Origin of the sequence: Streptomyces marinisediminis, from assembly GCF_026262575.1 — a bacterium.
In the GTDB taxonomy this organism is placed as follows: domain Bacteria; phylum Actinomycetota; class Actinomycetes; order Streptomycetales; family Streptomycetaceae; genus Streptomyces; species Streptomyces marinisediminis.
The window spans coordinates 69,834-87,463 of the sequence record NZ_JAPKFL010000011.1; the positions used below are offsets into that span (position 1 = coordinate 69,834).

Sequence of the window (17,630 nt, forward strand, 5' to 3'; positions counted from 1 at the left end):
CGATGAGCCACCGGCCCGCCCGCCGCGCCCGCCGTGCCACCGCCAGCCCACTGTTCACCCCGCACGGCACCGACCGGGCCAGCCGCAAGGCCGCCCGCCGCCAGCTCGCCGAAGCAGCCGCCAAGGCCCGCGCCGAAGCAGCCGCCCTGCCGACGGGCGCCGCGCCGGCCGAGCACGAAACACCCGCACCCCTCTACCCGCCGAACGGACGCCCCGGACCTGCGTCCGCCCGTGGGAACCACCTGAAACTGCCGGCCCACCGCATGACCACCGCCATCGCAGCCGGCGCGTACCCCTTCCTCGCCGAAGGAGGGCTCGGCGCCGAAGGCATCTACATCGGCAGCGATGTCCACGCCGAAGCATCCTTCGTCTTCGACCCGTTCGCCCTGTACGGCAAAGTCGAGGGCTTCACCAACCCGAACGTGCTGCTCGCCGGCGTGATCGGCCAGGGCAAGTCCGCGCTCGCCAAAAGCTTCGCGCTCCGGTCGGTCGCCTTCGGCTACCGCATCTACGTACCCTGCGACCCCAAGGGCGAATGGACACCCGTCGCCCACGCCCTGGGCGGTACATCCGTCGCCCTCGGCCCCGGACTGCCCGGCCGCCTCAACCCGCTGGACGCCGCGCCCCGGCCAGAGAGCATCGCCGAGGCGGACTGGGTCGGCGAAATCCGCAAGCGCCGCCTCCTCCTGCTCGGCTCGCTGGCCCGCACCGTCCTCGGACGGGACCTGCTGCCCATGGAGCACACCGCCCTCGACGTCGCCCTCGACGCCGTGGTCACCAACGCTGACGCCACGGCTCGCACCCCGCTTCTCGGCGATGTCGCCGCCGCCCTGAACAACCCCAAGCAACTCGAAGAGGCCGCCGGGATGATGTCCGGCCGGCTCGGCGACGCGGCCCGCGACCTCGCCCACGCCATGCGCCGCCTGGTCCACGGCGACTTGGCCGGCATGTTCGACGCCCCTTCCACCGTGCGCTTCGATCCCAACACGCCGATGCTCACCATCGACCTGTCCCGGCTCGGTGGCTCCGGAGACGACACCGCCCTCGTCCTCGCCATGACCTGCGCCTCCGCATGGATGGAATCCGCACTCACCGACCCCCGCGGCGGCCGGCGCTGGATCGTCTACGACGAGGCATGGCGCCTGATGCGCCACGTCGGCCTGCTGCAGCGCATGCAGGCCCAGTGGAAGCTGAGCCGCGGCCTCGGCATCGCCAACCTCATGGTCATCCACCGGCTGTCCGATCTGCTCACCGCCGGCGACGCCGGATCACAAGGTCGAGCCCTCGCCGAGGGCCTCCTCGCCGACTGCTCCACCCGCATCATCTACCGGCAGGAAACCGACCAACTCCACGCCGCAGCCTCACTGCTTGGCCTCACCTCCGTCGAAACCGAAGCCATCGCCCACCTCAACCGCGGGCGCGGCCTCTGGAAGGTCGCCGGAAGATCATTCATCGTTCAACATCTTTTGCATGCCCACGAGCTGGGGCTGTTCGACACCGACGCCCGCATGCACTGATGGCGCCCGGGCCGCCCGGAGAACCACACCCAGCAGGTTCTACTCCTTCCCCTACGGAGAGCCGCGCACTCGTTCCCGGCGGAGCCGCTACCGCTCCCCGATCTGACTCCCTACCTCACCGCACTCGCCGAGGCGGAGACGCCCTCCGAGGTCAGCGCCGTCACCCACCGGCTCGTCGACGCCACCGCGCCCCTGCTCGACCACGTCGCAGGCCACTTTGTAGCCATAGCCCTCTAGGCCGGCCACGAGCACCGTCACACGCCACAGGCAGTGCGCCTCCTGCGCGAAGCCGCCCACGGTGTCCGGTCGGCCCCAACGCAAGTCGCCCAGGCCGACCTGGAGAATCTGCTGGCCCACTACGCCCCGCCCGCAGGGAGCCCAGGCGAAGAACAGCCCGCCCGGCCAGCCGCAGGGCGCCCCACGCCCGTGTGCCCTTCGGCCGCCTCCCCGCCGCGCTCCTGCCGCTAGAAGCGCACCCGCCCCTCGCCGCCTTGGGAGCACATGCTCACACCCCGCACGGATCTCTCCGCGTTCGCCACCGCCCTGGCAGACCGGCTGCCCGGCCAATGGAACAGCGAGTACGTCCGACACAACTCCTACGACGAGCAGTTCGACACCGCCGAGAGACTCTGGGACGTCGGCCAAGTCGACTACATCGTCAGCCAGTACGTCCTCAGCCACCACGCCGCCCTGCACGACCAGGACGGACGACAGCTCTACGTCACCGACCGGCCCTTGTACCGGCACCAGTTCGTCGTGGCACCGCTCGAGCCCGATGGGCCCGGCATCAAGCCCCACCACTTCTCCGGCGTCGCGGAACCGAACGGCATCGCCGTCCCCGACCAGCCGGCACAGGCATCCGCCCGGGTCACCCTTCGCCTGCTGCCCCGCTACCAGCAGGCACTGGACAGCGTGCTGCACAACGCAGCCGTCCAGCCCGAACCCCCGCTCCGGCCCGGACCGCCGCAGGTGGCCGACGTCGTCACCCTGACCTGGTACGAGGACGGCGCACTCGGCACGCCGTACAAGAGCGTCCCCGCCGACGCCCGTATGACGCTGTACGCCCTCGGGTTCCAGTACCACCCGCACCAGGCCGCGTTCCTGCTGCCCGCTGGGTACGGCGAGGACGGCCGCGCGCTCCGCCTGCGGGCCCTGGTGCACCACCTCGCCCAGAAGGGCATCGGCGTGAACCTCCGCCACACCACCACGCCGGCCACCACGTCCCCGCGCCTCCCCGTTCCCTCTCCGCCCAGCGCCGCTGCCGCCGCGCACCACAGGTAAACCGACTCCGGACCGCAGCCCCCTTCTACAAGGAGCCTCCATCCCCCCTGCTCGCCATCGCCGCGCCCTGCCCGTGATCACCGCAGCTCTCGCTGTCGCCCTGGCCGCGACCGCCTGCACCGACACCGACAGCAACCCCTCAGCCAAGAAGACGGCCCCCAGCGCCAGCGCCGCACCGACCCCCGCCCCCGCACTCACCCCTGCGCAGGCACGCGACGCCATCACCCACTACTCGACGACCAACAACCTCGCGCACGTCAAGAACGACCGCGCGCTCCTCGACACCGTCGAGGGCGGCCCCCGGTACGCGATGTCGCTGGCCGACCTCAAGCAGGACGAGGCCCTGCCGACCGCCGACCGGGAGCCGTACCGGCCCTGGTCCTACGACGTCTCGGCCACCGACCTCTACATCCCGCGCCTGAAGGACGGACAGCAGCGGTGGTTCGCCGCCGTCACCCGCGCCGGCAGCCAGCAGCAGTACGCCCGCGTCCTGATCCTGGCCGAGAACACGAAGTCGAAGCAGTGGGAGATGGTCGCCACCGTCGACATCGATGATCCGAAGCAGCTCCCGCAGATCGTGCTCGACAAGGACGGATACGCCACCGCGGTCGACGCTGCCTCGCAGGCACTTGCCGCACCGGTCGGTGTACTGCGCTCCGCCGTGACGGACAACTTCGCCACCGGCGGCGAGGTGACCGGGAAGAAGGTCTTCAGCTCCACCGAGACCTCGAAGCGGCAGGTCAAGGTCCACGACGAGACGACCCGGAAGTTCGGTCCGCGCGGCACCACCCGCTTCGCTGCCGCCGACCCAGACTTCACCGACGCGTACGCGCTGAAGACGACCACGGGCGCACTCGTCGTCTTCTCCCACACCCACACCCAGCACGACGCGGTGACCACCCCGGGCCTGGGGATCGTGCCGGAGAAGCACGACCGGGCCTGGCTCGGCACCAGCCCCCGCCCCGCCTTCACCTACACATTCACCTGCTCGGACATCGCCGCAGTCCCGAGCGCGCCGGAGCCGTCCAGCCTCCTCGGCTACGGCTGTCGCCGCACCGACGCAGAGGCCGCCGGCCCCAGCACCTCCGTCTAGAAGGAGCCGTGCCCCAGAACCCCGACTGCGAGCTGTACGACAACGTCGGCCGCGACGCCGACCAGATCGCCGCCGCCCGCTACGGCATCGCCACCCGCGGTGATCTGCTCCGCTGGGCCAGGCGGGACGCCGAAGCGTTCCTCGCGGAGCATCCGCTGCCGGACGAGCCGCTGCCGAGCCCTGACCTTGCCCCGTATCTCGCCGCACTCGCCGCCGCACAGACCCCGGCCGAGGCCAGTGCCGTCACCCAGCGCCTCCTGGACGCCGCCGAACCCATCTTGCGTGCCGTGAGCGACTATCCGATCCCGCCGAAGCCCACCTACGCACCCACCGTCCACCTCACCGCCTCCGCGACCGGACGGTCCCTGTGAATCCGGGCAGCGGGCCGATCCGCATCACCCGCGGACCGGGTGGCGAGGTTGAAGTCGACGGCGCCTTCGATGCCTTCGCCGCCGATGTCCTGCGACGGGCGGGCTTTCTGTTCGAGCCGTCCCTGCGCGGGCACTGGATCCGCCTCCCCTTCGACCTGGGCGAGGCGTGGGAGAACGAGCACGCGACGTGGGCCGCCGAAATGCTGTCGGCCGCCCGCTACCGCGTCGACCTCGACCCGTCACTGCGCACGTCCACCACCGATGCGCCGCCGTCGGCGGCCAGCCGCCTTACGAGGACAGCGATGACGGCCCAGGCACCGCCGTCGACCGCACCGCGCCGCCCCCGCTCCTGAGCGGCCTACGCAACGGAGACTCTGCCCTGACTTTTTCCACCACGATCACGCTCCATCTCAGCGGCAGCGACACGATCGTCGGCCTGGCCGACGGTCCCGGCTACCAGTGGGCCGAGACCGCCCTGGCGCTAGCCGGTTTCACCACCGTAGCGGTCCATCAGGCGTCCCTTGACCGGCTGCGCGAGCGCGGAGGCCAGCCCGTAAAGGGCGCTGAGCAGGCCGCCGAAGGCGAGGCTGCTGCCGTTGGCGGTGATCCACAGCAGGATCGCGATAGGAGCCATGCCGTTGGGGAGGCGGCCGGTGAGGGTGCCGCCGAGAAGGCGGGCGACGTACGGGCTGCCTGCCAGACCGCCGTACACGTCCCCGCCGCCCTCTTCAACTCCAGCCTGCTCCTGGCCCTTCCCCTGGCTGGCCCCCACGGGGAGCGGGCGCTCGCCACGGTGATCGTCGTCGCGGCCCGTCTGAGCACGCCTCCCCTGGAAGCCGGCATGCGAGCCCTGTGGCCCAGCGTGCTGCCCGAACAGCGTCTTCGGCACGCCACCCTCGCCCTGGACACCGGCACGCAGGGCCCTGCTGTACATCGTCGGGCCCCTGCTCGCCGCCGCGCTCGCCGCCGCACACAGCCCCTCCCTCGCGCTCGCCGCCACCGCCGTCCTCGGGCTGGCCGGCACGACCGTCGTCGCCACCGCGCCGCCGTCGCGCCAATGGGCGCCCGCACCGAGGAGCCCGGGAGACACACCGGCACAGCGGCTCCACTCCTCCGGCCTGGTGCTGCTGTTCGTCTCCCTCGCCGGTATCGGCTTCGCGATCGGCTCCCTGAACGTGTGGGCCGTCGCCATGGCCGAGGCCCATGGCAAGGACATGCTGTCCGGCCTGCTGCCCGCGGCCTTCTCGACCGGCAGCTTCCTCGGTGGACTTCTGTACGGGCGCCGCACCTGGCCAGGGTCCGCCAGCCGCCAACTCCTGCTCGGTGCAGGTGCGTTCCTGGCTGGGTGGCTGCCTCTGCTTGCCCTCCCGGGTCCGTACGGCGCCACCGCCGCGGTCGTCGTGCCCGGCGCGTTCCTCACCATCATGGTCGCCTCCGCCTACGTGACCACCGACACCCTCACCCCTGCGGGCCGCACGAGCGAGGCGTACGCGTGGCTGATCCTGTCGATCGGCGTCGGGCAGGCCGCCGGCACCGCCCTCGCCGGCCGTCTCGCCGGTCATCCCCTCGCCAGCGCCGCACTGCCCGCTGCCGGGGCAGCCTTCGCCGTAGCCGTCCTGCTCCTCGCCCGCCCCCGCCTCTCCCGGTGCGGGAACGGCACGCACCGCCGCCTTCGGCCGACCCGGTGCGCGCGCACCTGAGCGCTCGACACCGGCAACACCCCCCTTTCTGCAACCGATCAAGGAGATTCATCCATGGCTGTCCGTACGACCTGGAATGTTGTCCACACCTGTGGACACAGCGTGGATCACGACCTTTCGAACCGTCCCGCCGACAAGCGCGCCGGCTTCGCCCGCTGGCTCGGTGGCCGGGTCTGCACCGACTGCTGGAAGGCATCGCGCGAGGCCGACACCGCGTCCAAGGAGCAGTGGCTCGCCACCAAGCGCGCCGAGGAGCAGCAGGCCGCCGCCGAGTGGGCTGCGAAGTTCGACATGCTGGCACTGGAGGGCCCGGAGCGGGCGCTGGAGTGGGGTGAGCGTTCCCGCCACCAGCTGATGACCGCCGCGCACACCGCGCTCGTCGTCGAAGGCACCTGGGACGAGGCGGACTGGGCGGAGCTGGAGGAGAAAGCCCGAACGATCAGCCGCGCCGGATGGTGGATCGACCAGCGGGACACAGAGGGCGCTGACCTGCTCGAACTCCTCGACGCGGCCACCGAGGCGGACAAGGGGACGGAGAACCCGTTCCGCTGACAGCGGCGGAACATAGCCGAGGATCGCCGGTTAGCCAAACCGGCGATCCTCCGGACCATTGTTCCTCCCACCGCCACCCGCCCCGCGTGGAAGGATCCTCATGAACCTGCCCCCGACCACCCCGGCCTTCGCGCCGACGCCCGACCCGCTCACCCCGGCCCGGGACATCGCCCACGCCCACTTCCAGGCCGGCGACCAGGTCGTCGTCCTCAAGGGAGTTGCCGGCGGGGAACTGTGGGGGGATTCGATGCGCGTCGTCGCCCCGTCCTGGCACACCCCGACCGACGAGGACGGATGGCGACTGCGGGATGCGACCGGCGGAGCACAGTCGTTCATCACCGCGCACCCCCGCTACCTCGTGCACCTCTCCCGCCGCTGCCCGGACTGCCTGATCTACCTGCGCGCCATGGAGGACCACCTCCTGCCGAAGCACACCGGAGACGACACCCTGATCGACTGCGGCTGGTACACCACCACGGCGCTGAACCAGCTCGTCCACGTCGCCGATGCCCTGGGTGACCGGTGATCCCGCGCGTCAACGAGCGCTCCATCGCCGCCCACGAACCGCTCGGCGACGCTCTGGCACGCCCGGTATCAACCGACGAGGCCCTGACAGAGCACACCGTCGTCGCCCACTGGCCGGGCTTGGACTTCTACACCCTGGACGACGAGCAGGCTCTGTGGACGTCCGCCCAGTGGTCTGAGCACCTCGACGACCCGCTCTTCGAGCATCCGTTCGCCGCCAGCGCTCACGGGGACCGGCGGGCGATCCTTCACCTTGATGCCCGGCTCCACCCCGACGACCGTGACCTGAACGGTGCGCAGTGGGCCGAGGTCGGCCACCGCCTCGCCCGAGCCGCCGGGATCGAGATCCCCGGCGACGAAGCCGGATGCCGCTGGATCGCCGTCCAGGCCCAGCCGGGACGCATTGATGTGATCGCCAACCTGATCCGCCTCGACGGCACCTGGCAGCAGCAGCCCGCCGATCTCCTGCGACGGCATTGTGACGAAGCGCGTCGCATCGAGCAGGACCTGCACCTCATTCCCGTACGCATCCCTCCCGAGCCCCAGATCGTCGCCGCCCGGCCGGTACCGACGGCCTCGGCACAGCTCGCCATGGTCCTCTCACAGCTCGCCGACGAGCAGGCCGGCTCGCTGGCCGCGGTCCGCGGACTCGTCGAACATGCCGCCCACCGGATCGCCTTGCAGTCACGTGCCGCCGGCGACGACACGGCGCACAGCCTGGGGCTGATCGCCCGCCGTCTCTACCGCATCCAGCAAGACCTCGACGCAACGGCAACACGCCTGACCGGCCCGCCCGGCGTGCCCCCAGCTCCTTCCGCCGTGCGGCACACCACACGTAGATCACTGTAGGAGAAACGCCTCTTTGACCCTGGCCGACCGCTTCCTGCTCATCCGCCGCGATCCGCACTCCGCGGAGGTCCTGGCCCGCGGCGGCGACGGCGAGGCCCACAGCGTTCTTGAGCGCGCGGGCTTCGTCCCGGTGGTCCGCCTCCATGAGACGTACCACCGCGCCCCCACCGGCCTGGACGGGCCCGACGAGGCCCGTCTCGCCACCGAAGCCGTGGCCCGACTGCGGGCCGTGGGATACCACGTCGATTGCGACGACGACTTCGACACCGAGCACCGCCCGGTCCGCTACCTGCCGCTGGGTGCTTCGGTCGCTCATCTCGCCGAGCCGATCCGGCAGGCCGCCACCACCGAGGAGGCGGCCGACGTCCTCACCGAGCTGACCGCCTCGCACGACGGCATCCTCGCCGCCCTCGAAGACGTCCTCGTCGCGACAGCCGAGTTCCACGACGGCCTCGGCGGCGCGGCCGACCCGCACATCGCCCGCCGCCTGCGCTACCTCGCCGACGAGCGCCTCCCCCTCATCCGCGGCGATCTCTGCCACACGCGCAACGCGCTCGCCGACCGGCACGCTGCGCACCCCGGCCGCAGCACCTGCACCCAAGAGGTCCCGGCCGACGAGCGTGAACGGTCGGCCATATGCGCCTGCCCACCGGCCCCGCGCACCGTGTCGGCACCGCCCCCGGCCGTCACCGGACTGCGCCGCTGACCCCTCACCCCCCGCCCAAGGACACCATGCACGACCACGAAGATTCCGAGCGCCTCGCCTCGTTCGCCGACGTCCTCGCCGGCGAACTGCCCGATACCTGGGCCAGCGCCTACCACCCACCCGAGCACAAGGACGATCTCGCCGAACTCACCGACCGGATATGGGACCTGGACCTCGTCGCCGAGGCCATCGCCGAGCATCCGCTGCGGCACGCCGCCGTCCTGACCCGACAGGACGGCGCCCAGCTGGCCGTCCTCGACCGGCACGACGAACTAGGCGGCTTCCTCATCGCCGCCGTCGGCCCGCGTGCTTTGCCCGACGAGGCGTACCGCGGCATACGGGAACCGAACGGAATCGCCCTGAGCGACGACCCCTTCCTGAGCACCGAGCTGGTCGCCGGCGACCTGCTGGCCCGCTACGACGCCGCGCTCGCCCAGGCCCGCCACAACGCAGCCGCGGCCGTCCATCCGTCTCAGCCTGATCGTGTCGTCCTGACATGGCAGCAGGACGGCAGCCTCGCCGCCTCCCCCGTGGGCGAGACGGCCTGTGCCGTACTGGCCGCAGGCGGCTTCGTCCACGACGAGCAGACCGGCATCTACCGGCTGAGCGGCGACGACACCGCCGAGCAGGCCCGCGCCGTGCGCGAGACGGGACAGCGGCTGGGCGCCCACGGCATCGCCGTCGCCCTCCAGCACCCCTCCGGCCGCGTCGCGCCCACCGCCACTGCGCCAGCCACGCCGTCGGCCCTGGCTACGGCCCGGATCACGACCGCCAGGTCCGGCCCTGCAACTCCGCGCCACCGCTGAACAGGAGAACTGTCTATGGGCAACCGTGCCGATGATTGCGGCACCGACGTCGAGATCTACACCAAGGCCCTGACCACCACGATCCCCGACCGGAGCACCGGAAATGCTCCTCGACCTGCTCGACCGGCTGGAGGTCCGCACCGCCGGCCCGTCTACGTCTGGCACATCGTCCCTGAACACCTGGAAGACGCCGAGCAGAAGCGCTTGGCGAGCCGCGCGATCCCCTCCCTGCTCATGGCCGGATACAAGGTCAACATCGACCCTGATCTGTTCGACGAAGCCGCCTACCAGCAGGCCGTCACCGAGATCCGCTCCCGCCAGATGCGCCCTGCCGCGCAGAACCCGCCGCAGCCTGCTGCTCCCGGCCGCCACCAGCCTTCCCGCCGCGCCCCATAAGTCTCAACGGCGGCCCCGGCGCCCTTGCCGGGGCCGCCTCCCACCAACCGGAGAAACCCGTAACACCCCGCATCACCCCGCCCCTCTCCCGTTTCCTCAAGCCCCGCTTGGCCACCGCCCTGTTCCGCCGCTACCTCCGCGCCTGCATCCCCACCGGCCCCGACCGCCCCTTCCCCACAGCTGGGGCACGGCCCGAGGCGGCTCTGCCCGAGGTACGGCGGATCGGCCACCGCCACCACCACTGATCCGACCACCGTCCTGGAGGAGCATGCCCCACCCCACCCCGCATCTGGTGCGGCTGGCCGACGAGATCGCCCGCCAGCTCGGCCAGCTCGCCGACCACCTCGCGATACTCCCGCCCCACGAGGCCACGCAGGTCATCGCACGCGTTGTAGACCCCGCGGACGGCGTGCTCGGCGGCGTCACCCACCTTGTCTCCGTCAGCAGCCGGTTCGCCAAGGAACAGGCCGAGCGCGGCGCACTACCGGCCGAGATGTGGCTCGCCCTGGGGCGGGCTGCGAACGAACTCGACGCCATCGGCGACGACCTGGATGACCACCGTGAGACCCTCCAGCACGTCAGCGACCGGGCCCACGCCGGACCGGCGAAGCCACCTGCCCCTGCTCCGCTCGTTGTCCGGCGACGCCGGTGAGAGGAAAGCAGTGGCAGGGCTGGGGGCCGGGCGAGCAGGCCGAACAGCACTACCTCGTTGAGCCCCGTACCCTCGCCGGCGGCGGCGACCTGCGCCACGTCTCGGAGTTCCTGCGCGCCTCCGGCTGGCGCGACAAGTCCAAGAGCTGCGGTCCGCTCTTCCTGGAGAGTCCCGACCGTACGGTCCGCGTCGCCTACGACCCGTACGTGCTGCCGGGCGGGTGGACGATCCACGGCAAGGCGGCCGGGCACCAGGACGAGTGGCGGGTAAACCTCGGCCGGCAGACGCCGGTGGAGATCGTCGCCGGTCTGACCGATGCCCTGACCCGCCCCCGCTCCGCCCACGCCCCCACCGTCTGGGCACCTCTGCACGAGCAGCGTTGGCGTACGCCGCCCAACGCTGAGCAGGTCACCGCAGTGAGTCCCGACGGATCGGCGTGGATGCAGTACCGCCAAGACCCGAACGGCGAGGCGATGTGGTGGTCCGGCGCCAAGGACCAGCAGGGCAACGGCTGGACCGCCAGCTTCACCGCCACCACCCCGATGCACCTCGTGCAAGCCTTCTCCGCCGCGCTCGCCAGTCCCGAGCCCGTGATGCGCCCCCGCGGACGTGTCCCGCACAGCGGGCAGATCCGGACCACGTCCGTCTCCGTCCTGCCATCCCAGCTCAGCGCCTGGCAGCAGGCCCGTATCACCGCCGCTCGCGCGGCCACCTGGGCCCGCAACTCCGTCAAGAGCAGCCGCCCCCGCACCACGACCCGCCCCCACGCCCACGCCAGCGGCGCCCGCGCCAGCCGCTGACCCGAGACCCGACGATCCAAGGAGCCCTGTGCCCGCACTGACCCCGGACACCATCCGCACCGCTACCGAAACCCTGGCCGACCTCACCGACTACCTGCGCGAGGACCCCGACCCGGCCAAGGCCCTCGCGCTCGTCGAGCCGCTGCTCGACGAATACACGGGCGTCCCCGTTCAGATGGCCGACACCCTGCGCGCCCTCGCCCGCACCCTGCAGGACCACCCGGCCGTCCCGCGCACCACCGAAACCGACCTCCTGATCGCAGAGTTGCGCACCGCGGCGTGGGAGCAGTCCGACCAGCACGTCCTCCACTACGTCCTTGACGGCCTGTGCCATCACTTCGAGAGCACGCCCTTCGACGTGCCGGGGTGCGGCCGGTGCCGGTGAGCGAACGGCAGCTTGCCGCCTTCGCCGACACGCACGCCTGGCGGATCCCGTTCGACACCACCCCCCGCCACCTCGCCGGCCCCGGTGACGCCCGCCGCGTCACCCACGGCCTGGCCGCGGCCGGATGGACCCGCACGTCCGACCCGCTGAGCCCCGAGATCGTCCTGCGCAGCCCTGACCACCGTCACAGCCTGCAGTTCGACCCGCAGCCCGCCACCTCCGCATGGTGGCGGCTGCGGGCCGAGCCCACCGACACCGAGCCGGGCTGGTACGCCGAATTCGGCGAAATCGTCCCCGCCGAGATCCTCGCCAGCCTCACCGACGCCCTCATCACCTCCACCCCGGCCCAACGCGTCGAACCATTCGCGGCGCTGGAGTCGGCGGGCTGGCTGCTCGACCAACAAGACGCTGCTCACACCCCTGACGCCATGTGCCACGTGGAACACCGCTCCGACCAGGGCGAGAGCACCGCGTACTGGCATGTAGAGACCTGTGAACCGGGACACGGCACCCCGATGGGCCGACGGATCTGGCACGCCTGGTTCGACGGCCACACCCCTACCCATCTGATCGACGCCTTCGTCACCGCGCTCGCCGACACCGCCCCGCTCCAGCGCGGCATGTACGACCGCACCGCCCACCACAGCGTCGTGCAGAAACCGAGCCCGCTCACACCCGTGCAGATCGTCGAAGCGCACACCACCCGACTCGCCGGCATCCGCAAGCAAGCACGCGCCGCCCACCGCCAGCACCGGCCGAATGCCGCGACGCCGACACCAAAGGTCGGCACCACCTGTGCACCCGCTCGCCGCTGACCCTGATAGGACACCCCACCATTTCCTTCGATCCCTCCGCCCACCGCGAACTCCTGCGCCACCTGGACGGCTTCATCCGCGACAGCAAGAAGATCCTCGACGCCTGGGACGTCTACTCCGACGAGCACACCGGCCTCGACGGATGGCCGTACGACGACGACGCTTACGGGCTCCGCCAGAGCCAGCGCGACGCCGACACCGCCGAAGCGTTCGAAACCGTCCACGCCGGCGCCCGCCATCTGCTGGCCACCGCCGAGACCCAGCTCGCCCAACTCCCCGCCCGCGCGGTACAGAGCCGCTGGGTGTGGCAGCTGGGCGTCCTGAAGGATGCGCTCGACCGCCTGGATGTACTGCATGAGGAGTGGCGGCAGACGCGCGACAGCCTCGCCATCGACGCCCGGCCCGGCACCCCGGCCTACGACGACGCTCTCGCCGAGTACCACGCCGAATCCTGGAGCTACCTCGACGACTGGGCCTCCCACGGCCAGGCCGTCCTCGACATCAACACGGCTGCCCGGCGCGCCCCCTCCTGTCTGGCTCCGCGTCCCACCGCGACTACAGCGGCCGGGCGGACCAGCACGGTGCGGAGGTGACCATGCGGAAGATCCCCGAGATCGTCGATGTCGACTTCGTCGCCCCGCGGCACCTGGCCGGGGGCGGGGATCCCGCCTGGGTCACCGTTCCCCTGCACAGGGCCTGCGGCTGGAGCCCGATCCCGACGGCCAGTGGTGGACGCTCCACCACGTCCACCAGCCGGACCGGCCCGCCTGGTACGCGAGCTTCGGCGCACGCACCCCGGTCGAGATCATCGCCGGGTTCACCGACGCCCTGACCGACCCGGCAGCGAGCGCCACGGGCACCGACCCGTACGAGCCGCTCCTTCACGACGATTGGACACCCGCCGCCGGCAAGGACGGTCTCGTCTCACCGGACGGCAAGGCACACGTCGAGCACTACACCAGCGCAACGTCCGACTGCTGGTGGGCCACCACCACCCTCAGCGAGACCGATGGCCCGGTGTGGCAGGCCCGCTTCAGCGAGCACACCCCGCGGCACCTGATCGCCGCGTTTACCCGCGCTCTTGCCGACTCCAGCCCGCTCCCACGCATGGGGAGCTCCCTGAGCATCCCGGCCTACGGCACCAAGCTCGTCACCCGCTCATCCCGAGAGCTGCCCGCCGCCCAGGTCGCCTCCGCCCTGGAAGACCGCGTCCGCGCACTCGCCGCACGCCGCCCCGCCCCGCCCCGCCCCGCCGGTGAGGTCTTCGGCTACGCGACGCCCCCGGCAAACCCAGGCCGCACCCGCTGACCGCCGCCCTCCCCCACCCGGAAGCACACACCGCCTTTGCCTCCTTCCGCCAACCAGTCTTCCGACGGGTACGACATCGCCTTCCGTCTCCTCCTCGGCGTACTCGGCATCGTCGTCCCGCTGTCCCACCTCGCGTGGCTGTCCGGCAACATCACCGCGCGGCTGACCGGCGGCGACTGGGCGCCCTACCAGCCCACCGCCGCCCTCCTCCACCCCGACCGACTCTGGCCCCACGCCGGAGAAACGTCCCTGCTCATCGGCGCCCGGATCGTGCCGATCGCTGCCCTGCTCGCGCTCGGCGCCGTGGCCGGCGTCCTGTGGTCCCGTCACAAGACCAGAAGCGGCGGCCGGAAGAAGAAGATCAGCGGGATGGCCAAGGTCGCGGACATCGAGCCGCTGATGGCCAAGGCGATCACCACCAAGGCCCGATCCCTGCGCCCGAGCCTGAAAACCGCCAAGCACATCGACGCCAAGGACACCGGCATCCTCCTCGGCAACCTGCAAGGGACGAAGCACGAGGTCCGCATGGGGTACGAGGACGTCGCCGTCGCGATCATGGCCCCCCGCTCCGGCAAGACCACGTCCCTCGCGATCCCGTCGATCCTCGCTGCCCCCGGCCCGGTGCTGCTCACCTCCAACAAAGCCGCCGGTGACGCCTATACCGCCACCCTCGACGCCCGAGCAGCCGTGGGACAGGTCTGGTCGATGGACCCGCAGCAGATCGCACACGCCGCCCGCGAGATGTGGTGGAACCCTCTCGCCGACGCCAAGACCCTGGACGGCGCCGGGCGGTTGGCCGGCCATTTCCTTGCCGCCTCCGTGGACGCGAGCCAGCAGGGCGACTTCTGGTCCAAGGCCGGCAGCAACATCCTGTCCCAGCTCTTCCTCGCCGCCGCCCTCGACGACCGGCCGATCACCGACGTCATGCAGTGGCTCGCATTCCCCGCCGACCGCACCCCGCTCGACATCCTCCGCGACCACGGCTTCAGCGCCGTCGCCGCACAGCTCAAGGGCACGGTCGAAGGGCCGCCGGAGACACGGGACGGCATCTACGAGACCGCCCGCCAGTACGCCGCCGCGCTGCTGAGCAGCGAGATCGCCGCCTGGGTCACCCCGCAGAAGGACGTCTCCGAGTTCCGCCCGTCGGAGTTCGTCACCTCCACCGACACGCTCTACCTGCTGTCGAAGGACGGCGGAGGCGGCGCCTCAGCGCTGATCGCCGCGTGCGCGGACTCCGTGATGCGGGCCGCAACCGCACAGGCCGAGCGCGCCGGCGGACGCCTCGACCCGCCGATGCTCGCGATCCTCGACGAGGCCGCCAACGTGTGCAAGATCAGCGACCTGCCCGACCTGTACTCCCACCTCGGCAGCCGGGGGATCATCCCGATCACCATCCTCCAGTCCTACCGCCAGGGCCAGAAGGTCTGGGGAGACGCCGGCATGGACGCCATGTGGTCCGCCTCCACTGTGAAGGTCATCGGCTCCGGCATCGACGACCCCGACTTCGCCGACAAGCTCTCCCGCCTGATCGGCGACCACGATGTCGAGACCACCAGCACGTCCCACTCCGAATCCGGCAAGTCGACCTCCGTGTCGATGCGGCAGGAGCGGATCCTGCCCGCCGACGCGATCCGCGCCCTGCCCAAGGGCACCGCGCTGTGTTTCGCCACCGGTATGCGCGCCGCGATGCTCGACCTGCGCCCCTGGTACCTCGAGCCCGGCGCCGCCGAACTCACCGCCGCATCCAAGCGGGCCTCCGACGGCATCACCAAGCGGGCCGTCGCCAAGCACACACCGCGGCAGACCGACTTCGGGACCGCAGCATGAACGCGCTACGGCTCCCGGACGGAGCCCGGCTCGCCACCTACCTCGACGGCCCCGCCCAAGCACCCGTGACGACAGTCCTGGTCCACGGGCTCTCGGTCACCGCGGACCTGTGGCGCTCGCACGTACCGCTCCTAGCCGGTAAAGGAATGCGCGTCCTGCGCTACGACCAGCGCGCCCACGGCTACTCCACCCGCGGCACCGCCGCCTTGGTGCCTGGACCAGCTGGCCGACGACCTCGCCCACCTCCTTGAGACGACGGCCCCACGCGGACCGCTCGTGCTCGCCGGCCACTCCATGGGAGCAATGACGCTCACGCGCCTGGTCGCCCGCCACCGCGAACTTGCGCCACGCATCCGCGGCCTGCTGCTGGTCTCACCTCCGTACGGCGGGATCAGCACCCGCACCGGCACCGGCCCGTCCCAGTCGTTCCTCACGCTCAGCCGCAACCTGCTCGCGTCCGCCTGCACGCACACGCCGCGCCTGCTCGACGCCACCCGGCGGCGCCTTCCCACCACCAGCCGGTGGGCTCTGCGCTCAGACACCCACCCCGCATCCGACGGGCTGCCCCTTTCGTGCCGGCAGGGCCTGCACGCCACGGCGACCAGCGACATCGCTGCCCTGTGGCACGACCTCGCCGACCAGCAGCCCGACCCCGGTCCACTGCGACAACTCGGCAGTCGGGTCCACCTTCTGGCCGGAAGCCTCGACGCCCACATCCCGCCCGAGCAGACGCGGCGCCTCGCCGCCTTGCTGCCCGACGCCCAGATGGAGACCGTCCCAGAGGCCACCCACGCACTGCCTCTGCGTCACGCGCAGCTGGTCACCGACCGCATCACCCGCTTCGCAGCTCCCCTGTCCATCCACGGATTGGAGTCTTCCACGTGGGTCTCCTAGACCACGCCGACATCACGTTCGGCACCACCGACACCGGCGGCAGCTTCGCCGTCGTCAACAGCGACCTGCCCCAAGCCCGCACCATCCTGGCCAGCGCAGGCTTCACACCCCACGAGTACCAGGGCCAACTGCTCTACCAACTGCCCCTCGGCTCCTCCCCGGCACGCCATCTGAACGCCGTCGCCCAGGCGTACAACACGCTGCTGCGCTACACCCCCGATATCGCCTACCTGTGCACCCCGCCCCTCCATGGCCCCGACGAACCCGCCCAGAACCCGGACGTTGAGATCCACCTGCCCTCGCCCATCGTGACCGCTACGGCGCGTCAACCGCAGGTACATGAGGTCCTGACGCGCTACGGCTGGCAGCCCGCCGGCGCGCTCGGACACCACGTGTACGTGCTGCCGGACGAGATGAGCGACTCCGACAGGCTCGGCGTCGTGGTCATGACGAAGGCGAATCTCTACGCCATCGGCACGAGCGTCCGAGTCGACTGCGGCATCCCCTGCCTGACCGCCAATTCTCTGAGCGGTCGCGCTCGGCCGCCTGCCCTGGCCTCCTTCGCCGCCGGCCTGGCAGCGCGGCTGCCCGGCGACTGGAGCCTCGACTACCAGCGGCACGACACCTGGGCCGACCGTCTACGCCGGGCCGACCGAATCTGGACCGCCGGTGAGTCCCGCCCTTCGCTCGCTCTTCACACCCTTGAGGACGCCGTGCTGCACGGCACCGACGGCCTCCAGCTGAACATCGTCAATCACCGGGCCAGCCGATTTCTGGTCTGCCCACTCATCCCCGCCGACGTCCACGAGGACGCCGCCGACCGGATTCCCGCCCCTCCCGTTATCGGCACCCATGCCGATCCCCGCCGCGCGGCCTGGCGTGTCACCGATCGCCTTCTGCCGCACTATCTCGCTGCAACGCGCGATGCCCGCCGCACCACAACCAGGACCCGACATCAGCCGCGAACGGCCCCGCAGCCAACGGCCGCACAGCCCCCATCCCCGCGCCACCGCTGACACAGCCGCACATCTGTCCGCCGACGCCACACGCTCGTTGACCGCCCCATACCCTTCCTGGAGTTGCCACGTCCTCCGAAGCCCTCACACCTCACGACCTAGCCCTCGCTCTCGCCCACCAGATCGATCCCAACGCC

The 17,630-nt window shown here is 71.3% G+C and carries 22 protein-coding genes and 1 pseudogene; 21 read left to right on the forward strand and 2 right to left on the reverse strand.

All coding sequences use genetic code 11. The features are described 5' to 3' along the window. Positions 1-2 precede the first annotated feature (2 nt). Positions 3-1,517: a VirB4 family type IV secretion system protein gene (locus OSB71_RS11220; RefSeq protein WP_265947090.1), complete on the forward strand. Its 1,515-nt coding sequence runs from the start codon at positions 3-5 to the stop codon at positions 1,515-1,517. Positions 1,518-1,604: 87 nt separating this feature from the next. On the opposite strand, the gene OSB71_RS11225 is transcribed toward OSB71_RS11220, so the two are convergent. Beyond that, positions 1,605-1,874: a hypothetical protein gene (locus OSB71_RS11225; protein ID WP_265947092.1), complete on the reverse strand. Its 270-nt coding sequence runs from the start codon at positions 1,872-1,874 to the stop codon at positions 1,605-1,607. Between the two features lie 144 nt (positions 1,875-2,018). On the opposite strand from OSB71_RS11225, the gene OSB71_RS11230 reads away from it, so the two are divergent. From OSB71_RS11230 to OSB71_RS11245, 4 genes are all read left to right on the forward strand, one after another. Continuing rightward, positions 2,019-2,798 carry a hypothetical protein gene (locus OSB71_RS11230; protein ID WP_265947094.1) on the forward strand — a complete coding sequence of 260 codons (780 nt, stop codon included), beginning with the start codon at positions 2,019-2,021 and terminating at the stop codon, positions 2,796-2,798. A 73-nt stretch (positions 2,799-2,871) separates the two neighbouring features. Continuing rightward, positions 2,872-3,891, forward strand: a complete 1,020-nt coding sequence (locus tag OSB71_RS11235; RefSeq protein WP_265947096.1) for a DUF8094 domain-containing protein — start codon at positions 2,872-2,874, stop codon at positions 3,889-3,891. 8 nt (positions 3,892-3,899) lie between these two features. Further along, a complete protein-coding gene (locus tag OSB71_RS11240) occupies positions 3,900-4,262 on the forward strand; it encodes a hypothetical protein (protein ID WP_265947098.1) in 363 nt (120 codons plus the stop codon). Then, positions 4,259-4,615 carry a hypothetical protein gene (locus tag OSB71_RS11245; protein WP_265947100.1) on the forward strand — a complete coding sequence of 119 codons (357 nt, stop codon included), beginning with the start codon at positions 4,259-4,261 and terminating at the stop codon, positions 4,613-4,615. The genes OSB71_RS11240 and OSB71_RS11245 overlap by 4 nt, the downstream gene beginning before the upstream one ends. Before the next feature lie 128 nt (positions 4,616-4,743). On the opposite strand, the gene OSB71_RS11250 is transcribed toward OSB71_RS11245, so the two are convergent. Continuing rightward, positions 4,744-5,151, reverse strand: a complete 408-nt coding sequence (locus OSB71_RS11250; RefSeq protein WP_265947102.1) for a hypothetical protein — start codon at positions 5,149-5,151, stop codon at positions 4,744-4,746. Between the two features lie 43 nt (positions 5,152-5,194). Between OSB71_RS11250 and OSB71_RS11255 the strand changes: the two genes are divergently transcribed. The 16 genes and pseudogenes from OSB71_RS11255 (at position 5,195) to OSB71_RS11335 (ending at position 17,493) form a co-directional block, all read left to right on the forward strand. Further along, positions 5,195-5,962, forward strand: a complete 768-nt coding sequence (locus tag OSB71_RS11255; protein WP_323055277.1) for an MFS transporter — start codon at positions 5,195-5,197, stop codon at positions 5,960-5,962. Positions 5,963-6,016: 54 nt separating this feature from the next. Continuing rightward, positions 6,017-6,514, forward strand: a complete 498-nt coding sequence (locus OSB71_RS11260) for a hypothetical protein (protein WP_265947106.1) — start codon at positions 6,017-6,019, stop codon at positions 6,512-6,514. A gap of 100 nt (positions 6,515-6,614) precedes the next feature. Next, on the forward strand, positions 6,615-7,040 hold the full coding sequence (locus OSB71_RS11265; protein WP_265947108.1) for a hypothetical protein: 426 nt from the start codon (positions 6,615-6,617) through the stop codon (positions 7,038-7,040). After that, positions 7,037-7,888, forward strand: coding sequence for a relaxase/mobilization nuclease (locus OSB71_RS11270; RefSeq protein ID WP_265947110.1), 852 nt, complete (start codon positions 7,037-7,039; stop codon positions 7,886-7,888). The genes OSB71_RS11265 and OSB71_RS11270 overlap by 4 nt, the downstream gene beginning before the upstream one ends. A 13-nt stretch (positions 7,889-7,901) precedes the next feature. After that, positions 7,902-8,594, forward strand: a complete 693-nt coding sequence (locus OSB71_RS11275) for a hypothetical protein (RefSeq protein ID WP_265947112.1) — start codon at positions 7,902-7,904, stop codon at positions 8,592-8,594. Positions 8,595-8,620: 26 nt separating this feature from the next. Further along, positions 8,621-9,400, forward strand: coding sequence for a hypothetical protein (locus OSB71_RS11280; protein WP_265947114.1), 780 nt, complete (start codon positions 8,621-8,623; stop codon positions 9,398-9,400). A 15-nt stretch (positions 9,401-9,415) separates the two neighbouring features. Then, positions 9,416-9,796, forward strand: a complete 381-nt coding sequence (locus OSB71_RS11285; protein WP_265947116.1) for a hypothetical protein — start codon at positions 9,416-9,418, stop codon at positions 9,794-9,796. A gap of 268 nt (positions 9,797-10,064) precedes the next feature. Then, a complete protein-coding gene (locus OSB71_RS11290) occupies positions 10,065-10,448 on the forward strand; it encodes a hypothetical protein (protein WP_265947118.1) in 384 nt (127 codons plus the stop codon). Then, on the forward strand, positions 10,445-11,248 hold the full coding sequence (locus OSB71_RS11295) for an SPDY domain-containing protein (RefSeq protein WP_265947120.1): 804 nt from the start codon (positions 10,445-10,447) through the stop codon (positions 11,246-11,248). Before OSB71_RS11290 ends, OSB71_RS11295 begins: the two co-directional genes overlap by 4 nt. A 28-nt stretch (positions 11,249-11,276) precedes the next feature. Beyond that, a complete protein-coding gene (locus OSB71_RS11300) occupies positions 11,277-11,633 on the forward strand; it encodes a hypothetical protein (RefSeq protein ID WP_265947122.1) in 357 nt (118 codons plus the stop codon). Then, positions 11,630-12,448: an SPDY domain-containing protein gene (locus OSB71_RS11305; protein WP_416237242.1), complete on the forward strand. Its 819-nt coding sequence runs from the start codon at positions 11,630-11,632 to the stop codon at positions 12,446-12,448. The genes OSB71_RS11300 and OSB71_RS11305 overlap by 4 nt, the downstream gene beginning before the upstream one ends. Positions 12,449-12,750: 302 nt before the next feature. Continuing rightward, a complete protein-coding gene (locus tag OSB71_RS11310) occupies positions 12,751-13,041 on the forward strand; it encodes a hypothetical protein (RefSeq protein ID WP_265947124.1) in 291 nt (96 codons plus the stop codon). Positions 13,042-13,150: 109 nt separating this feature from the next. Beyond that, entirely contained in the window at positions 13,151-13,756 is a 606-nt protein-coding gene (locus tag OSB71_RS24720; RefSeq protein ID WP_502362178.1) for an SPDY domain-containing protein, read from the forward strand. 36 nt (positions 13,757-13,792) lie between these two features. Beyond that, positions 13,793-15,583, forward strand: coding sequence for a type IV secretory system conjugative DNA transfer family protein (locus tag OSB71_RS11325; protein ID WP_265947126.1), 1,791 nt, complete (start codon positions 13,793-13,795; stop codon positions 15,581-15,583). Between the two features lie 198 nt (positions 15,584-15,781). Further along, positions 15,782-16,477, forward strand: a pseudogene (locus OSB71_RS11330) (alpha/beta fold hydrolase); the annotation flags it as partial. Continuing rightward, positions 16,465-17,493 (forward strand): hypothetical protein, encoded by a 1,029-nt coding sequence (locus tag OSB71_RS11335; protein WP_265947128.1) that lies wholly within the window; start codon positions 16,465-16,467, stop codon positions 17,491-17,493. The pseudogene OSB71_RS11330 and the gene OSB71_RS11335, both read left to right, overlap by 13 nt. Positions 17,494-17,630: the final 137 nt, after the last annotated feature.

Coding starts and splice junctions, on each gene's coding strand:
- OSB71_RS11220 (WP_265947090.1), top strand. CDS start 3: ATGAGCCACCGGCCCGCCCGCCGCGCCCGCCGTGCCACCGCCAGCCCA.
- OSB71_RS11230 (WP_265947094.1), top strand. CDS start 2,019: ATGCTCACACCCCGCACGGATCTCTCCGCGTTCGCCACCGCCCTGGCA.
- OSB71_RS11260 (WP_265947106.1), top strand. CDS start 6,017: ATGGCTGTCCGTACGACCTGGAATGTTGTCCACACCTGTGGACACAGC.
- OSB71_RS11265 (WP_265947108.1), top strand. CDS start 6,615: ATGAACCTGCCCCCGACCACCCCGGCCTTCGCGCCGACGCCCGACCCG.
- OSB71_RS11280 (WP_265947114.1), top strand. CDS start 8,621: ATGCACGACCACGAAGATTCCGAGCGCCTCGCCTCGTTCGCCGACGTC.
- OSB71_RS11285 (WP_265947116.1), top strand. CDS start 9,416: ATGGGCAACCGTGCCGATGATTGCGGCACCGACGTCGAGATCTACACC.
- OSB71_RS11290 (WP_265947118.1), top strand. CDS start 10,065: ATGCCCCACCCCACCCCGCATCTGGTGCGGCTGGCCGACGAGATCGCC.